Here is an 18,644-nt window from a genome sequence, read left to right as displayed (position 1 = left end):
AGTTAACCCTACTAAAATTAACACTTTATACCCAATATTGAAATATAACCATGAATAATCCAGGTTAAGTAAGGGTAATCAAAAAGAAGTTGTAATCACAGCGGATATGATGTGGAATCCCAAAGTATTAGTTTTAGATGAACCGTTTGCTAATCTAGATCCTATTAACCTGAGTTTGATTAATAAAATCACTTGAATACTTTAAATTTATTGGGGTTTAAGAGGTTACTAACGTAGTTATTGGAATCCTTTTGTATACTTATGAGACGAATTAATGACATTTTGACACTTGTTTGCACAAAAACATTCAATTTATCACAAATATGAGTCTCTTTAATCCTAGTTAATTCAAGACTTTAAAGCGTTTTTAGCAAACAAATTATTAATCGAACTCAGGTTATTAGGGATAAAAATCTGGAGTGACTTTAGGTAGAAGCATAATTAGTCTGTAGTTCTAAATTTAGGATGCTGTGGCTGGTTTTCTTAGCCATCACTGAGCAGTAAATATGCTAGCTATATCTAGAGCTACATTTTACTTTCCTTTTAAAAGGGAGTTCCTTTTTATGCTACCTTTTTTCGAAGATTATGTGCAAAAGTATGTAATTCAACAAAAAAAAGCTGTCTCGGTTTTGAGACAGCTTCGACAAGGTTTTAAATAAGATTAAAAGGTTAAATTACTTGTTACCAATACCATTCTCTATCATTATCAGCACAACCAGCACAATCATCGTAATTACTAGAACTAAACTTATTCTTAAATATCAACTTATAGAACTTTTGGTTTTTTCCATTCTGAGCTACTACTTTAAAGATTATACCATTATCTATATGAGGCACTGGATTATATACCACAAATCCTCTATTATACGGATTTTTTGGACAGATTGATAGTCCATACAAAACATCGCAATTGGTTCCTATAAGGCCTTCAATACTAAAAAACGCCCCATCAGGGAGCGCAGCTCCATCAGCTATAAACACACAATCTGGCATTGTAAACTTTGGTTTTTCTCCAGTGTTCCCATCAGAATAATCAAGGGCGACATCCGCAATATCAAATGAGTTCTCAGGTTTACTGATAGTAGTCTTGGAGGAATCATAAGATGTATCTGCGTATCCACCAGTCAAAGTCCCTCCCTCAAAATGCATTTCTATAGCTTTTTCTTCTGAACTTCCATCATTTTCACCACTTACTGTTTTAGTAAGCAAAGGAGTAACAACTTTAGAAGTTTTACTTAAATTTTCACACGGTCCATGACCTGTTATGGCATTTTCACACACATAACTATTATTAGCAATAAAAATTTTCCCTAGCCTTTTACTTCTATATGGGTAATCTCTAGTAAAAGAAAGGTTGGTAATTGCTTTGCCTTGTTTTGTACTAGTAGGAAAAAGATCACAGTTAGATGATGCTGATGCTTGTGCATTTGCAGCGTACTTAAAATGAATAGAATACTCCTTTTCAATATCCTTAGTTCCTATTTTCTTAGGAAGTTTTTTTACTATACCTGCACTCATTTTTTCATGAGCAAACTCATTTGCTTCTATACTGATAGGTATATCCAAAGTAGTAGGACTAGTGCCTGGAGCACTAGTACAAGTAATTGTAGTAGTAAGGATACCAGGTTCATCTAAGTTTAACAATGTATTATATGGCATGTTTACTACATAAACACTATCTCCTTCAATAGTAATGGTTGAGTTAAGCGCTATTTGCTCTTCAGTATATGCTGATATTTCTCTCTGAGGAGTCTTTCTAATGAATAAGCTTTTAAAAAAGTCATTAACGTCTTCTTTGCCTTCAACAGTAACCTTGTTCTTATCTGTTAAGAAAGCTATACTTAGAGTCTCCGTTACTTTATTTTCATCATTCTCTTTTGGATTCTCTTTTGTACAAGAGAAAAGAATAAGACCTGATATTAGCATTGCTAACAAATTTCTAAACATTTTTTTTAGATTTAAAATTCAACAATAATTGAGATACTCGTCCGCTACATGAGTAGGCAGCTAAATTAATGTTATTTTTTAACCTGGATTATTCATAGTCATATTAAAATAGATTAGACGTGGTATTTTTTCCTTAACTTTTTTACTAATCGAACAGAATCCTTCTTCTTTGTCGTTTTTCTTGCACCATTTTTTAGCACGACAATGATCTTTTTTAGTGTTTTTACATGTTTTTTTAACGACAGAACGTAACTATCCCAAGGTTGTTCATTTCACAAATAAACAACCGCTACTGGGTAATAATTTCCCGAAATAAACCCTTGTAAACAAAAGATCTAGATAGCTGGTAATAGATTTGCTTTTTGGTAATTTTAATCGTTGCTCCTACCTTGAGAAGATATGTTCTAATTGAACTGATTAACCATTTTTTAGATACTTCAAAACTTGTTTTCTTTATTTTCTGTTTCAGTAATAAAAACATTTCATAACCTGAGATCAATTAATAAAGACACTTGAATCCTTTGATTTTATTCGAATTTAACCCGCATTATTCATAGTCATACTAAAATAGATTAGACGTGATATTTTTTCCTTAACTTTTTTACTAATCGAAGAGAACTCATCTTCTTTGTCGTTTTTTTGCACCTTTTTTTAGGATGACAATGCTCTTTTTTAGTGTTTTTACATGGTTTTTTAACGACAAGGCGTAACTATCCCCAAGGTTGTTCATTTCACAAATAAACAACCGTTACTGGGGTAATAATTTCCCGAAATAAACCCTTGTANNAAAAGATTTAGATAGCTGATAATAGATTCGCCTTTTGGTAATTTTAATCGTTGCTCCTACCTTGAGAAGATAGGTTCTAATCGAACTGATTAACCATTTTTTTGCTACTTCAAATCTTGTTTTCTTTATCTTCTGTTTCAGTAATAAAAACATTTCATAGGCAAGACTACTCATCATAAGTCGAAAAAAATTAGCAAGAAAACTATGATTTGACAAACGATCAGAAAAACACATATTTTTAACTTCTTTTATTCTATTTTCACTTGAATCACCTCTTTTCACATAAAAGTCAAAGTAAATTTCTCTAGCATCCTTTTGGGGAAGATTACTAGAAAAATGCCTTATGTTCATCCCTAATCCTGTACTCTCAACTTTAGAATAGCACTGTTGAGGCTTGTGCCAACTCTTGGCTTTGTACGTAAAACTCATAAAATGTTGGTGCTTCTCTCCCTGATCTAAATACATTTTTTTTACAGCATTTTTTGACCAAGATACCTTTCTTTTTAAAACTTCATTGCTCGCTATGCCTGTCACATATAGTAAATCAAAATCATCTACTAATTGGTAAAAAGGAGCGCAACTAAAGCCGCTATCACTTCTAATAATTATTTCCATCTCTGGGTGACTCTCACGTATTTTGATAATTATTCGCTTTAAAATACTCACATACCATTTATTAGAATGACTATTTCCTGGGCGGAGTACAGGAAGGATAATCTGTCCTGTTTTTCCATCATGAAAAAATAGTTCATTGTACATGAATTGACTATAATAACCGTTAAACATTGACAATTGTTGACTGCCATGAGTTGGATCATCAGTTGAATCTACGTCAATAACTATTCTCTTACGATCAGATAAACTTGAAACATATTTGTATAACCACGCATCACAAAACTTAAAAACAGCTTGTTTGTCAAAGCTATTCTCAAATCTTGATATAGTAGGTTGAGAAGCCAAATCACCTTGAAGAACATCTTTGAATAAAAGGATCGTTATGTAAATGATTAACATCATNGGCGTCTTCATAGCCTAACATGATCATATAAACCCTTTGTTTTAACTGTTGCTTTCTGGTATAAGTAATAAATCTAGAGTCTCGAGTATCAGGCAAAAGTTTACTGTAATAATGAATCAATCTATGATCTCTTTCTAGTTTTTCAAGCATGATTAAAGATCCATCAGAGCTAATTTCTGATGATGAAAAAGTTAACTCAACAGAAGTTTTCCCTCTATAAAATAATGTGTTTTTATTCCTCATTTTTGGGCTATATTAAAGTATGTTTCTTTGGACTTTAATGCCTTAAAATTAACACTTTATGCGCAATATTTAAAGGGTAACTATGAATAATCTGGGTTAAGTAAATACCCCTTACCTTTAGTTTTGGGGTCTTTTATGCTTATGAGGCGATTTAACTCAGATTATTCATGGATATATTTCAATTTTATAGGGTATTTAATAGCGATGGACAGAGCTGATATAGAATCTTTTTTAGTTCAATTTGAAGAATTATCTTAATGGGGAAGTTCTAGGTAGAAAAAAATATTTGAGAGATTTAAGTAAAGGTAATCAAAAGGAAGTTGGAATCACAGCGGATATGATGTGGAATCCCAAAGTATTAGTTTTAGATGAACCGTTTGCTAATCTAGATCCTATTAGGGATAAAAATCTGGAGCAACTTTAGGTAGAGGTACAATTAGTCTGTAGTTCTAAACTTAGGATGCTGTGGCTGGTTTTCTTAGCCATCACTGAGCCAGTAAATATGCTAGCTATATCTAGAGCTACAACAATTATCAAAGAAGAGATAAAATAGATTTTGTGGCCATCTCTCGGAATAAAAAAATGGATCACCAAATTTTGGTAATCCACCTTAATACAGTAGCGGGAGTAGGATTCGAACCTACGACCTTTGGGTTATGAGCCCAACGAGCTACCTCTGCTCCATCCCGCGATAACTTCTGTGCAAAGATAATACATTTTTTTACAAAAAAAGAAAATAATAAACTTATAAGTTACTTTTGTGGGCGTATTTCACATTTTAAAAAAGTAACCATGAAAAAATATCTTTTTTTGACATACCTCTTGTTATCAGGCATAATGGTTTTTGCCGATGAAAAGGAAAGCAAATTCCAAAGAGCTAACTCATTATATGATGAAAAAAAATACACGGAAGCTATAAAAATATATGAATCAATATTAGATGAAGACTTTATATCTGATGCTATATATTTCAATATGGGGAATAGTTATTATAAATTGGGAAACATAGGTAAGGCTATATTGTACTATGAAAGAGCTATAAAATTAAATAGAGATGATTCGGATATCCTATTCAATTTGAAATTATCAAAAAATAAGACCGTAGATAATATAGAAGAATTGCCGATACCTATCACTTCTAAATTATGGGATAGTCTCACGAGTGTGATGCAATATGAAGAGTGGGGATACATATCGGTAATATCTAGTTTTTTATTTGCTGTGCTTTTTTCTTTATTCTATCTAAGAAGTGAACCTAATATAAAAAAAACTGCTTTTATAATATCTATAATGAGTTTAGTTGTTATGGTATTGTCTGTTGCTATTAGTGATTATATAAAGAATAACATGCTTCTAAAAAAACAAGCTATAGTAATGGTGAATAACACTTATATAAAAGGAGCTCCTAGTTCACATGCTAAAGATGTTTTTATGTTACACGAAGGGGCTAAAGTATGTGTGTTGGATGAGATAATAGATTGGAAAAAAATCGAGTTACCAGATGGTAAAACAGGGTGGGCAACATCTAAAGACCTAGAAGATATTTAGAGTGTAAAGAGTGTGAAATTTTAATCCAGATTATTCATTGTTATATTTCAATTTGAACATAAAGTGTTATTTTTAAAGGGTTTCAACCAAAAATAACCATTTTAGATATTCCCCAAAAATGAGGAATAAAAATATACCATTTATAACTCTGAGTTCATCAATGACTATTTATAAATACTGGATAAAGCGATAGATTCTATCTGAAAAATTGATACGACTATGAATAATCCAGGTTAAATCATGTAAAAAAAAAATTGTATACTTGCAAGCTTAAAATTTTCATGTTTCTATACCCGCATCGGCGCATTTCGCATTCAAACATAAGTAGATAACTGGACGGCAAAAATTGTCTAATCTAAAATCCAAAGTTCTATGAAAAGAAATATTTTTTTTATATCATTTTGTTTACTCACAGTAGTTAGCGAATCATTATTCTCTAAGACTTTTCCCGATAGATTGAGTTATCAAATTCTAGTAAGAGATGATAAAGGTAATGTATTGAGGGATAGTTTTATCAAAATACGAATATCATTATTTATTAATGACGCTTCCCTTGGCGAGAAGACTGTATATAGCGAAATCCATAGAGTTAGGACTAGTAGTGACGGCGTAGCGTCTTTAAAGATAGGCGATGGAGATAGAACTCAAGATTATAACGCTCTCAAATTAACAGATTTAGATTGGGAAGTTCCTCATATGATTAAAACAGAATTAGATCTGAATAATAATGGACAATACGATATAAAGAAAAGTGGTGATTTGCTTAGTGTTCCATATGCTATATATGCTAATACTGCTAGAAAAATTATTGTTGTAAATAATCTAAGTTCTCATAGTAGTGCCATTCCTCTATCAGCTAATCAGGGCAGAATATTGTCTGAAAGGATACAAACTAAGATCCATAAGAATAAGATAGTAAATAATTTAAATAGCACTGATGCTACAGAGGTATTATCGGCAGCGCAAGGGAAGAAACTTAAGGTAGAAATAGACAATAAGTTAGATTCCAGTTTCAAAGTAGATGTGTTAGATGAATTAACGTCTACTGATGCGAGTAAAGCCTTATCAGCGAACCAGGGCAGAATATTGTCTGAAAGGATACAAACTAAGATTGATAAGAGTAAGATAGTAAATAATTTAAATAGCACTGATGCTACAGAGGTATTGTCGGCAGCACAAGGCAAAGTTCTTAAGGCAGAAATAGGTACTAAATTAAATATATCTGATATAGCAGATAATTTAACCACTAATAATGCCACTAGGGCCTTATCAGCAAATCAAGGGAAAGTTCTTAAGGCAGAAATAGGCACTAAATTAAATAGATCTGATGTGGTAAATAATTTAACCACTAATGATGCCACTAAGGCCTTATCAGCGGCACAGGGCAAAGTTCTTAAGTTAGAAATAGATACTAAATTAAATATATCTGATATAGCAGATAATTTAACCACTAATAATCCTAATAAGGCTTTATCAGCAGCACAAGGCAAAGTATTGTCAGATGGATTAAAAAACAAGATTGATAAGAGTAAGATAATAAATAATTTAAATAGCACTGATGTTACAGAGGTATTATCAGCAGCACAAGGCAAAGTTCTTAAGACAGAAATAGGCACTAAATTAAATATATCTGATGTAGTAAATAATTTAACCACTAATGATGCCACTAAGGCCTTATCAGCGGCACAAGGCAAAGTTCTTAAGACAGAACTAGGTACTAAATTAAATATATCTGATGTAGTAAATAATTTAACCACTAATGATGCCACTAAGGCCTTATCAGCGGCACAAGGCAAAGTTCTTAAGACAGAACTAGGTACTAAATTAAATATATTTGATATAGTAGATGATTTAGTTACTAATGATCCTGCTAAGGCCTTATCAGCAGCTCAGGGGAAGAAATTAGACGAAAAGATAAATAAAAACAAGATTCTTATAAAAGACCCAAGAGACAATATTATAACTAAATGGTCAGGAAAGGGCAGTAATGGAACTAGTGGAGGTACTGCTGGTACTGCTGCTTATACTGGTAGAGAAAATGTTTTTTTAGGTATAAGCTCTGGTAATGCCATAACCACTGGCTATCAGAATACGGCTTTTGGCTTTGAAAGTTTGAGAGATAATACTATAGGTTATAGAAATACTTCCATTGGCGCATATTCTCTCGCTTTTAACACTAGAGGTTACAGGAATACTTCTATTGGATATGCTTCTTTATACAACTTAGCAGATGGAGGAAAAAATATAGGAATAGGCTCACATCCTTTATATGAAATGACTACAGGGAATAAAAATATAGCTGTAGGGACATCTGCTTTATTTAATGTGACTACAGGTAATAGTAATATAGTTATAGGAAATGATGCTGGTTTTTATATTGCTAACGGATCAACAGTTCTCACTGAATCAACTAATTCTATTTTCATAGGAGATAATGTTAAAGCGCTAGCAGATAACAGTCTTAATGAGATAGTTATAGGTGATGACGCTACAGGAAAAGGAAATAATACGGTAGTCATAGGTAAGGAAGGTAGTATTACATCTACTCATTTAGGAGGTATATTGCACAGTGCAGGTTTTAACAAAAGAAGTAAAATGATGATAGGGTTTACTTATAATGTAGGTGATGTAGTTCTTTACGATTGGGTTTTTTATAAGAGAACTGGATCTTCTGTTACTATCACTAAAACCACCCCTAACCCACCTTCTGATCCTAATTGGGAAGATATTAGTTCTTATAACCTGCTAAAAGTAGGGACTAATAATCTCATAACTAAATGGTCAGGAAAGGGCAGTAATGGAACTAGTGGAGGTGTTGCTGGTGCTGTTTCCGGCACTGGTGAAAAAAATAGTTTTTTAGGTATAAAATCTGGTAATGCCATAACCACTGGCTATCAGAATACGGCTTTTGGCTTTGAAAGTTTGAGAGATAATACTATAGGTTATAGGAATACTTCTATTGGTGCATATTCTCTCGCTTTTAACACTAGTGGTGATCTGAATACTTCAATTGGATACGCTTCTTTATACCGATTAGTAGACGGAGAAAAAAACGTAGGAATAGGCTCACATCCTTTATATGAAATAACTAGAGGGAGTAAAAATATAGCTATAGGGTCATTTACTTTACATAAAATAACTACAGGGAGTGAAAACACAGCTATAGGAGCAAATGCTTTATATGGTGTAACTACAGGGAGTAAAAATATAGCTATAGGAAGTGACGCTGGTTTTTATATTGCTAATGGATCAACAGCTCTCCAGGCGTCAAATAATTCTATTTTTATAGGAGATAATGCTAAAGCGCTAGCAAATAACAGCCTTAATGAGATAGTTATAGGTAATGACGCTACAGGAAAAGGAAATAATACGGTAGTCATAGGTAAGGAAAATAGTATTATATCTACTCATTTAGGAGGTATATTGCACAGTGCAGGTTTTAACAAAAGAAGTAAAATGAGCGGGTTTACTTATAATGTAGGTGATGTAGTTCTTTACGATTGGGTTTTTTATAAGAGAACTGGATCTGCTATCACTATCACTAGCACCACGCCTACCCCACCTTCTGATCCTAATTGGGAAGATATTAGTTCTGATAACCTGCGAAAAGTAGGGACTAATAATCTCATAACTAAATGGTCAGGAAAGGGCAGTAATGGAACTAATGGAGGTACTCCTGGTACTATTACTGGGACTGGTGCTGTTACCGGTACTGGTAAAGAAAATAGTTTTTTAGGTATAAGCTCTGGTAATGCCATAACCTCTGGCGATTTTAATACGGCTTTTGGTTTTGAAAGTTTGAGAAATAATACTGCAGGTCATAGGAATACTTCTATTGGCGCATATTCTCTAGCTGATAACACTATAGGTGATAGGAATACTTCAATTGGATACTCTTCTTTATACAAATTAGCAGATGGAGGAAAAAATGTAGCAATAGGCTCACATCCTTTATATGAAATGACTACGGGGAATAATAATGTAGCTATAGGTCCATATGCTTTATATGAAATAACTACAGGTGATGATAATATAGCTATAGGAAGTGAAGCTGGTTATTATATTGATAACGGAGTAACACCTCTCCAGATATCAAATAAATCTACTTTCATAGGAAATGGTGTTAGAGCTAAAGCAAATAACAGCGTTAACGAAATAGTTATAGGGGCTGGTGCGATAGGAAAAGGGGATAATACTGTAACCATCGGTAATAATAGGATTACTCAAACACACTTAAAAGGAGCAGTTTTTGCAAATACTACACTAATCTCTTCTGATAAACGTCTCAAGAGCATAATAGGCATTTCAGATAAAGAATCAGACCTTAAAAAACTTTTAGATATAGAAATCACGGATTACAGTATGAGAGATACTAATAAACTAGGTAATCAGCATTTTAAGAAGGTAATAGCTCAGCAGATAGAAGGTATAGTTCCAAATATTGTACAAAAGAATAGTGGTGTTATTCCTAGCGTCTATGAATTTTCGAAATCGGTAAAAACTATTGATAATATGACATCAATTACTACAAAGAAATCTCACGGTTTTTCTAAGGGGGACATGGTAAGATTAGTTTTGGATGATGATCAAGATACTTCCGTTGAAGTAAAAGAGATAAAAAGCGATAATACTTTTGTGGTAGATTTAGGAGGTCATTCATCTTTAAATAAAGTATTTGTATATGGTAAGGAGGTAGATGATTTACGATCAGTAGATTACGATGGTCTCACTACATTGAATATCTCAGCCACACAAGCTGTTTACGATCGTATGGTAGAACTAGAAAAAGAGAATGATATTCTTAAGAGGGATAATAGTACTATTAAAGAGGAGCTTTCTACTACTAAAGAAAAAGTGGATGTTTTAATCAAAGCATTAAGTAAATCAGATATTCTCTCTGATGAAGATATTAAGGGTTTGATAGACAATATTTAGTAAAATCCATTTAGGCGGTTTGTTGTCAAACGCTCTGAATATGGTATTGTAGAAATAGGCTTAGAATTTTATATCGTAAGTTAGGCTCCGTATAATGAAAAAAAACATTAAAACTCGGTAGTAGGGGAGAGGTAGAATAAAACTTGATCTTACCTAAGATTATTCCTTAAAGTTTGTAAATGAAGTTGTCTCAAAACCGAGGCAGCTTTTTTTTGGGGTTTATCCATAGTCGAACTCTTTTGTCAAAAATAATTAAAAATTGATTCAGGATTATTTCCCAATTCAGTGTAGGCGTAGACCATTTTTTTTGTAGCCTCCCCAAGAGCTAAAAAAGTAGATTTTATAACAGCATCATCAGTTGGGAATGATAATTTGTTTTTGGTATGCTTTCTGATTTTCCCATTGATATTTTCAATCAAATTTGTGGTGTAAATAATTTTCCTTTAAAAGGAAAGTAAAATCTAGTGCTAAAGATCAAAAATTAAAAAAACTACCTTATTTCATTAATGAGACAGCTGCCTTTATATCTTTCACAGAGACCGACGCTAGTCAACTACTAAAATAGAAAATATTAGGATAAATTATATAAGGTTTATTTCTTACCCTTGTTTTTCTCCATTTCCTTGGAGATGTTTTCTATTCTGGTCTGCCATTTAGATTTTTTTAGAGGTTTCTTTTTATTTTCTTGCATTTTGGCATGTATAGCCTCTTCATCTATAAAAAATTTCTTTATTACAAAAATCTGTAATATGCTAATTACATTGGCAGTCAGATAGTAATAACTCAATCCAGAAGCATAATTGTTGAAAAATAAAATCATCATAAAAGGCATTACATATATCATAACTTTCATATTAGGCATGCCCGGTTGTGTAGGTTGCCCCATGCCTGCTGTACCAGACAGTTTAGTATATAAAAGAGTAGATATAGCCATTAGTATGGCAAACAGACTTATATGATCTCCATACAGAGGAATATAAAAACCAAAATCGAATATGCTGTCGTAAGAAGCTAAATCAGTTGCCCATAAAAAGGATTCGTGTCTGAGCTCAAAGGCTACCGGAAAAAACCTGAACATAGCAAATAATATAGGAATCTGTAATAACATGGGAAGACACCCAGCCATAGGATTCACACCTGCCTTGCGATATAAATTCATGGTTTCCTGTTGCCTTTTCATAGGATCTGCATCTTTGAATTTTCTATTTAATTCATCGATCTCTGGCCTGATGACACGCATCTTAGAACTAGATAAAAAGTTCTTATAACTAATAGGTGAGAGTAATAACTTGACTATTATAGTGAGAAACAAAATAGATAACCCAACACTAAAGCCCATATTTTTGAAAAATAGAAATACGGGATAGATCAACAAGCTATTTACCCAACCAAAAATTCCCCATCCAAGAGGTACTAACTCCCCTAAATGAGTATCGTATTTTTCTAAAACTTCTATTTTATTTGGCCCGAAATACCATTTCAATGATTTATTTATTTCACCATTTTCAGATGGCTTTATAGGCATTTGTGCAGAAAAGAGTTTGGTGTGTTTTAGATCGTCTTCTAATACCTCTGATTTCAGAGATGCCCTCTCAAATTTTTCATCATCTAAGAGTAAAACAGTACTGAAGAAATGTTGCTTAAAGGCTATCCAATTCACTTGGTTTTCTTTTATCTCATCTACACCTCTTGTGGATAGATAATCTATTTGATCATCCTCTTTTTTGTAATACATCTCTGTATGATCATTTTCATAGACTTTATCTTTTTCATGTACGATGGCCTTCATTTTCCAATCTAACTCTATTTCTTTTTGAGGCATTAATACTCTGCCTAGTCCTTTTGATTTGACACTTAAATCTATCGTATAATCATCGGGCTTTATATTGTATACATATTCTATGTATTCGGTTTCAGAGATATGAGATTTCATAAAAAGAGTGTTTTTCTTTAACTCTGGTTCGAAATACATATTCGAGGTTTTTATAATCTCGTTGTCCTTGTCAACAAGGGATATATCAAAATGGCTACTATTGTCTTTTATGAGAAATAGGGGAGTCTTATCGAAAGTGCTGTACTCTTTCATCCTAACTTCAACTATTTGACCTCCTTTGTTACTGACTTTTATCTCTAACAATTCGTTTTCTATAGTCGAAATAACTTCTTTTTTTTCTACTCTGCTATGCTCTTTTTTATTTGTCTGATCTGCAGAATCCCAAGAAACTCCCTTTTGTATTATTTTATTTTCTTGGGTAGAAGAGATGTTTGCTTGAGGTTGAGAGGTCTGTTCTACAGGTGGTTGATTATATATAAACCAAGCCATTATCAGCCCTATCAGTATAAATCCTATTAATGAATTGATATCTGTTTTTTGTTGTTGCATCTTTATAATTAGTTCGATGAATATTTTAAACAAGCCTCTACAAAGGATAAAAACAATTTGTGAGGTGTAGTAACTGTACTCTTGTATTCTGGGTGAAACTGTACGCCTATAAACCAAGGGTGTTGAGCCAACTCTATTATCTCCACTAGATTTGTATTTGGATTGACACCAGAGATTACCATGCCATTTTTAGTAAAATCATCTATATAAGAACTGTTGAATTCGTATCTGTGTCTATGTCTCTCTGATATTATATCACTTTTATATATTTCCATGGCTTTGGTGTTTTCTAAGATTTTGCAATCCCATGCCCCTAATCTCATGGTCCCCCCTTTGTTTTTTATGTTTTTCTGCCCTTCCATGAGGTTTACCACTGGATGCGGGGTGTCACTCATCATCTCTATAGAGTGAGCATCTTTGAGTTTTAAGACATTTCTAGCAAATTCTATCAAACATATTTGCATTCCTAAGCATATCCCAAATAAGGGAATGCCGTTTTCTCTAGAGTATTTAACAGCCTGTATTTTGCCTTCTATCCCTCTGTTTCCAAACCCAGGAGGAATCAAGACACCATTTACATCCGATAGATTTTCTTTTGCATTCTCTTGTGTTATGGTTTCAGATGAAATCCATTTTATAATCACTTTAGTTTCGGATTCAGCCCCAGCGTGTATAAAAGATTCTATTATAGATTTATAAGAATCTTTAACCTCTGTATATTTACCCACCAAAGCTATTACAACAGTGTTTTTGGGATTTTTGTATTTCTCTAAAAAAGAATTCCACCTTTGTAAATCGGGTTTTTTTTCTGTGGATAGAACAAAATGATCCAATACTTTTTCGTCTAATTTCTGCTTGGAGATCATCTTTGGAACATCGTATATAGTCTCTACATCTAGAGACTCTATTATGGCTTGTAATTCTACATTGCAAAATAGGGCTAACTTTTTCTTTGTCTCTAAGGGAAGAGGCCTCTCTGCTCTACAAACTAGAAAATCTGCTTGTATTCCGCTAGCCATAAGTGTCTTGATAGAGTGTTGAGTGGGTTTGGTCTTGTGTTCACTTACAATAGACAGATAAGGGATTAGAGTTAGGTGTATTACCATGCTGTTTTTCGCTCCTAACTCCCATCTGAGCTGCCTTACGCTTTCTATATAGGGTAGGGATTCTATATCTCCTATTGTTCCTCCTATCTCTGTTATTACAATGTCGTATTTGCCTGTATCTCCTAAGATTTTTATGGAACTCTTTATCTCATCGGTTATATGAGGTATAATTTGGACTGTCTTGCCTAAAAAATCTCCATTTCTCTCTTTTTGAATTACAGATTGATAGATTCTCCCTGTAGTTATATTATTCGCCTGAGAAGTATTTATATTTAAGAATCTCTCGTAGTGTCCTAAGTCTAAATCCGTTTCGGCACCATCTTGAGTTACGTAGCACTCTCCGTGTTCGTATGGGTTGAGAGTTCCAGGATCTATATTTATATAAGGATCCAATTTTTGTATAGTTACAGAATATCCTCTTGCTTGAAGCAAGAGAGCCAGTGAAGAAGAAATAATACCCTTGCCCAAGGAAGAGGTTACTCCGCCCGTGACGAAAATATACTTTGTGTTTTTAGACATTTTTCTTTTTAAACAAAAGGAGAGATTTTTTAAACGCCAAAGGTAATAATTTAATGGCTCTACTTTTTTATAAAAGATTAGATTACTACTCGGTCGCTAACGATACTGTTAATCCTATTTATTAAGTGATGAGCTAAGTCTACTTTGAATGTTTTTTTTCTGTATTTAGTTATGGGTTGTATGCCTATAATCACATTAGTTATAAACACTTCGTCACACCTTTGTAATTCGAAGGGAGATATAGATTCTTCTGTGACTTTATAACCTTCATCTAAAAGTAATTTTATCAGATTCATCCTCATGATTCCCTTTACGCAGCCCTCTTCTAAAGAGGGTGTCCTCACTTGGTTATTTTTAACTAAAAAAATATTCCCATTGTTAGCCTCTGCTAAATGCCTATCGCTATTGACTAAAATTGAATTATCTAGATCATTTTCTCTTTGAAATACTCCAGCTACCACGTGTATTAGCGAATTATTCGTCTTTATATTAGATAACAATCCCTTTGATTTATAATGATCTTTAAACACATCTACTTGATAATCTCCTTGGGGAATCAGGTATTTTACACTTTCGAGGGGCATGGCCTCTATTATGAAGTTCACATCGTCATTTTTAGGAGTGTATAATCCTCCTTCTTTCCTGTATACTGTCAACCTAACTCTGACCGCTCCGGATAATTTTCTTTTAGAAATTATTTTTAGAATTTCTCCTCTTAAATAGTCTGGAGAAAAAAAACTAGGAATCTCCATTCGAGATATTCTCATAGAGTACATAAGCCTGAAATAGTGGTCGTTGCCGAAAATTATCTTAGTACCTATCACCTTCATGGTTTCAAAGACAGAATCCCCGAATTTAAAAGCCCTATTGTCTATATCTAGGTATAAATCGTCTTTTGAAATAATCTCGCCGTTGTAGTTTATCAACATATAATCTCCGATTAATAGAATATTTTTTTGTACAAAACGTCTAGTATCTCCACTACAGATTCCAAATTAAAATAATTTTGATTTTCTTTAAGTCTTTGAAAATGGTAATCATCATTTTTTTTAATCAATTCTATAGAGAATCTATCGCTCTTATAAGAGACTTGTTCCCACCCTAAAAAAACTTGAAATCTCATATCTGTAAAAACGAAGTTTTCTCCTTTTTTGGAAACTATATACTGTCCTTTGGTTATTTTGTCTAATCTTTTAAACTGATTGTTTTCTAACAGATCTTCAGGCAAGATATCTCTATTGTGATCTACATATATAAAATCTATTTTTTTAGGGCTGAAAATAGAGTAGTGCCCCACCCAAAATCCCTTTTCACCTTGTGCTACTACACGCCACAAAAATGTGTTTAAAGGGCTAGGCAAGGTGATATAATCAAAGTATTTTTTATTTTGATTATTTAATTCATCTTCGAATACATTATTTATGTAAAGCTTTATGCTTAAGCTCCAAAACAAGTACAAAGTGCTCAAGATAATTCCTGTTTTTGCCAATGTTCTTCTATTGGGATTAGACTTTTTAAGAAAAAGCAAAGAAAAAACACATATAAAAAATGGCAAAGTATAAAATGGATCTACTACAAACACGCTGTTAAGCGCTACTCTATAATCAGAAAAAGGTGAAAATAGTTCTGTTCCGAAAGTGGTAAAACAATCTAAAATAGGATGGGTAACTGTAGAGAAAAAAACTAGAGTCATCCAAGTTGAAATTCCGTGATTGAGTTTTTTATAAAAAGAATTTAAGATCCATCCCAAGGGAAGTGTTATTAACACAGCAAATGCTATTGAGTGCGAAAATCCTCTATGAACTTGATAAAACTCTATTATGTTAGAGGTGGGAATATATACATCTAAATCAGGGATAGTTCCGCATACAGCGCCCCAAAGCAAAGCTCTATTGCCTATTTTGCGCCCCGAGGTGACCTCAGCTACTCCAGCCCCTAATACTATTTGTGTAAACGAATCCATCGTATCGATTTCACAGTTAAAAAAAATCAAAGCAAAAATATCAAAACTTTAGAGCTAAATCTCAAATAGCTTTTAACATGATTCCGCTGATATCTTGCAATAAAATGGGTGCTAAACGCGTCAAAAAAAAGAGTTTAATAAAGCATTTTGGTTTAACTGCAAAGAATAATATTTCTTTTTAGTTTTATATAAACTACTAATTTAGCATATTTATCAACTGAGACTAGAAAGCTTGAAGATTGTGCGTGATTTATCTATAAAATAGGCTTTTAGTTTGATTATTTTAAATATTATGAAATCAAAAATTTTACTATTTTCTGTAATTATTTTTCAAATTATCTCTTTTACTTCTTGTACAAAAGGAGTACAAAATAGTTCAGATATTGATTCTTTACTTTCTTTCAGTTTAAACTTTGAGCCCTTCAAGAATGAAGGTTTAAATAAGGAAGATATAAATATTAGTATTGACCCTGCCGATTCTACTAAGGTATCTGTTGTTTTAGCTTATAGGAAAAGAGAATTAATAACCAAGTTAGTTCCTACAGTACAATTTATAGGAAAAAAAATAACACCATCCCCTGATACAATTACAGATTTTTCTAAACCTGTAGATTTTACAATTACTCCTGAAAAAGGAGAAGCTAAAACTTATACCGTAACGGTATCTTTATCAGAACCAAGCTCTGAAAATAAAATATTGTCTTTCAAATTTGAGGCTGCTAAGAATACTGGTCTAAGTGAAGATATCCTTGGAATTATCAATCCTGCAGACTCTACTAAGATATCTGTTGTTTTACCTTCTGATAAAGAAAGTTTAATATCAAGTTTAATTCCTACAATAGAGTTTGTAGGAGAAACAATAGATCCGCTTTCTGGGGTAGCACAAAACTTTACAACCCCCGTAAATTATGTAGTTACTCCTGAAAAAGGAGAAGCTAAAACTTATGCCGTAACGGTTTCTATACCACAACTAGAATTAGAGATTAGCTCTGTAAAGTTTGAGAAGAGTAAAAATTTAACTAACGATAATATCTCTGAGTTCTACGAGAAGCTATTTATTACAAAAACTCCTTCTAGAGCTAAAGGAAAAGATATTGCTGAAGGTGATACCACTAACGGTTATCCAGCTGAGTTTACAATCCAAACTACAGATATAGTTGAAAACAATATTTATGTAAAACTTCCTTATAACTCACAGCATCAGCCTTTAACGGCAGACGCTACTGTTATAGTTACTCTTGGGTTTAAAACTGCTGTCGATGGGGTTTCCTCAGTTTTAGGAGATTCTGATACTTCTAAGACTGCTATTACAGGCAATACTGCAGATATTTCTTTTCAAATAAGTAAAGATGTTTTCACCAAAGAAAACTTATCAGTGCCTGCTACTACTGTTCCAACTCCTATCAAACAAGTTATTAAATTCTCTAAAGAGGGATTTGCTGATAAGGTATATACTATGCATTTTAAGTTTTCAGATGAAAAATCTACAGAGTGCACTATAGGAGAAGAGGATTTTAAATTTACAGTTGACCAAACTACTGGTATAAACACTGTTACTAATCTTACTCCAACTGGATCAGGGACTCCTGCTCCTGCTGCTCCTGCGGCTGGAGCCATAGTTAAAGCTCATTATATTACCTCTTCTAGTGATGAAAAAGGTACAGAGGCTAACCCATTTGAATTTCAGCTTAGAAAGAGCCCTTCTGACACCAGTAATCCTCCTGGAGAGCTTAAGGCTGATGGAGTTGATGCTAGTGCTTATTTCAAAGCAGATGCTTTAATTCTTCCAGATGGGGCTTATATTGAGGTTGGTAATACTGCTTGTACTACTCCTGATAGGAGTGGTGCTACCGTTTGTTGTGATGTCAATCCAATTACTGGAAATAGCAGCTCAAGTACTGATGGTCAGCAACTTAAAGGAGCTTCTGGTCAAGCAAAAGTCGAATATAAATTCACAGTAGTAGCTCAAGATGGAACAAGTAAGAAGTACTATAAATTAACTATTAATGCGGATGCGCCTACCGCTTCTGCTTCTGCTTCTGCTTCTGCTCCTGTTGCTGCTCCTGCTGCTGCTCCTGCTGCTGCTCCTGCTGCTGTTCCTGTTGTTGCTTCTCCTTCTCCTTCTGTAACTCCTCCTACTGGATAGAATTCAAAATCACAATTAATTATTTAGGCTGTTGCCTTTTTATCATTAA

Annotated in this window: 12 protein-coding genes, 1 tRNA gene and 1 pseudogene; 4 read left to right on the top strand and 10 right to left on the bottom strand. The window is 33.2% G+C overall.

Translation table 11 applies throughout. The features are described 5' to 3' along the window. Window positions 1–681: 681 nt before the first annotated feature. The 4 genes from JBKA6_RS00165 to JBKA6_RS07870 form a co-directional block, all read right to left on the bottom strand. Window positions 682–1,947 (bottom strand): hypothetical protein, encoded by a 1,266-nt coding sequence (locus JBKA6_RS00165; protein WP_096684591.1) that lies wholly within the window; start codon window positions 1,945–1,947, stop codon window positions 682–684. A 289-nt stretch (window positions 1,948–2,236) separates the two neighbouring features. Then, window positions 2,237–2,428: a transposase gene (locus JBKA6_RS00160; protein ID WP_096684589.1), complete on the bottom strand. Its 192-nt coding sequence runs from the start codon at window positions 2,426–2,428 to the stop codon at window positions 2,237–2,239. A 267-nt stretch (window positions 2,429–2,695) separates the two neighbouring features. After that, window positions 2,696–3,748 (bottom strand): IS1380 family transposase, encoded by a 1,053-nt coding sequence (locus tag JBKA6_RS00155; RefSeq protein WP_172843084.1) that lies wholly within the window; start codon window positions 3,746–3,748, stop codon window positions 2,696–2,698. Next, window positions 3,696–3,902 (bottom strand): transposase, encoded by a 207-nt coding sequence (locus JBKA6_RS07870; RefSeq protein ID WP_449404347.1) that lies wholly within the window; start codon window positions 3,900–3,902, stop codon window positions 3,696–3,698. The genes JBKA6_RS00155 and JBKA6_RS07870 overlap by 53 nt, the downstream gene beginning before the upstream one ends. A 334-nt stretch (window positions 3,903–4,236) precedes the next feature. Here JBKA6_RS07870 and JBKA6_RS00145 point away from each other — a divergent pair, with 334 nt between their 5' ends. Further along, window positions 4,237–4,419 (top strand): ATP-binding cassette domain-containing protein, encoded by a 183-nt coding sequence (locus JBKA6_RS00145; RefSeq protein ID WP_317044159.1) that lies wholly within the window; start codon window positions 4,237–4,239, stop codon window positions 4,417–4,419. A 195-nt stretch (window positions 4,420–4,614) separates the two neighbouring features. On the opposite strand, the gene JBKA6_RS00140 is transcribed toward JBKA6_RS00145, so the two are convergent. Beyond that, window positions 4,615–4,686 (bottom strand) — tRNA-Met (locus tag JBKA6_RS00140). 101 nt (window positions 4,687–4,787) lie between these two features. On the opposite strand from JBKA6_RS00140, the gene JBKA6_RS00135 reads away from it, so the two are divergent. Beyond that, window positions 4,788–5,543, top strand: a complete 756-nt coding sequence (locus tag JBKA6_RS00135; protein ID WP_096684583.1) for a tetratricopeptide repeat protein — start codon at window positions 4,788–4,790, stop codon at window positions 5,541–5,543. A gap of 372 nt (window positions 5,544–5,915) precedes the next feature. Then, window positions 5,916–10,478 (top strand): tail fiber domain-containing protein, encoded by a 4,563-nt coding sequence (locus JBKA6_RS00130; protein WP_096684582.1) that lies wholly within the window; start codon window positions 5,916–5,918, stop codon window positions 10,476–10,478. A gap of 190 nt (window positions 10,479–10,668) precedes the next feature. Here the strand turns inward: JBKA6_RS00130 and JBKA6_RS07395 are convergent. The 5 genes and pseudogenes from JBKA6_RS07395 to JBKA6_RS00110 all read right to left on the bottom strand — a co-directional run. Then, window positions 10,669–10,921: pseudogene (locus JBKA6_RS07395) on the bottom strand (transposase); the annotation flags it as partial. A gap of 149 nt (window positions 10,922–11,070) precedes the next feature. Continuing rightward, the gene (gene yidC / locus JBKA6_RS00125; protein ID WP_157776838.1) at window positions 11,071–12,861 is read right to left on the bottom strand and encodes a membrane protein insertase YidC; all 1,791 of its coding nucleotides are present in this window, start codon (window positions 12,859–12,861) and stop codon (window positions 11,071–11,073) included. An 8-nt stretch (window positions 12,862–12,869) separates the two neighbouring features. Beyond that, on the bottom strand, window positions 12,870–14,486 hold the full coding sequence (locus JBKA6_RS00120; protein WP_096684579.1) for a CTP synthase: 1,617 nt from the start codon (window positions 14,484–14,486) through the stop codon (window positions 12,870–12,872). A gap of 77 nt (window positions 14,487–14,563) precedes the next feature. Continuing rightward, a complete protein-coding gene (locus tag JBKA6_RS00115) occupies window positions 14,564–15,415 on the bottom strand; it encodes an aminotransferase class IV (RefSeq protein WP_394340179.1) in 852 nt (283 codons plus the stop codon). Window positions 15,416–15,426: 11 nt separating this feature from the next. Next, entirely contained in the window at window positions 15,427–16,449 is a 1,023-nt protein-coding gene (locus tag JBKA6_RS00110) for a metal-dependent hydrolase (RefSeq protein WP_096684577.1), read from the bottom strand. A 292-nt stretch (window positions 16,450–16,741) separates the two neighbouring features. Here JBKA6_RS00110 and JBKA6_RS07715 point away from each other — a divergent pair, with 292 nt between their 5' ends. Continuing rightward, the gene (locus tag JBKA6_RS07715) at window positions 16,742–18,595 is read left to right on the top strand and encodes a DUF5018 domain-containing protein (protein ID WP_096684575.1); all 1,854 of its coding nucleotides are present in this window, start codon (window positions 16,742–16,744) and stop codon (window positions 18,593–18,595) included. Window positions 18,596–18,644 lie beyond the last annotated feature (49 nt).

Source organism: Ichthyobacterium seriolicida (assembly GCF_002369955.1).
Taxonomy (GTDB): domain Bacteria; phylum Bacteroidota; class Bacteroidia; order Flavobacteriales; family Ichthyobacteriaceae; genus Ichthyobacterium; species Ichthyobacterium seriolicida.
The sequence above is the reverse complement of the archived record's forward strand: the minus strand, read 5'-3'. Positions and strand labels throughout refer to the sequence as shown.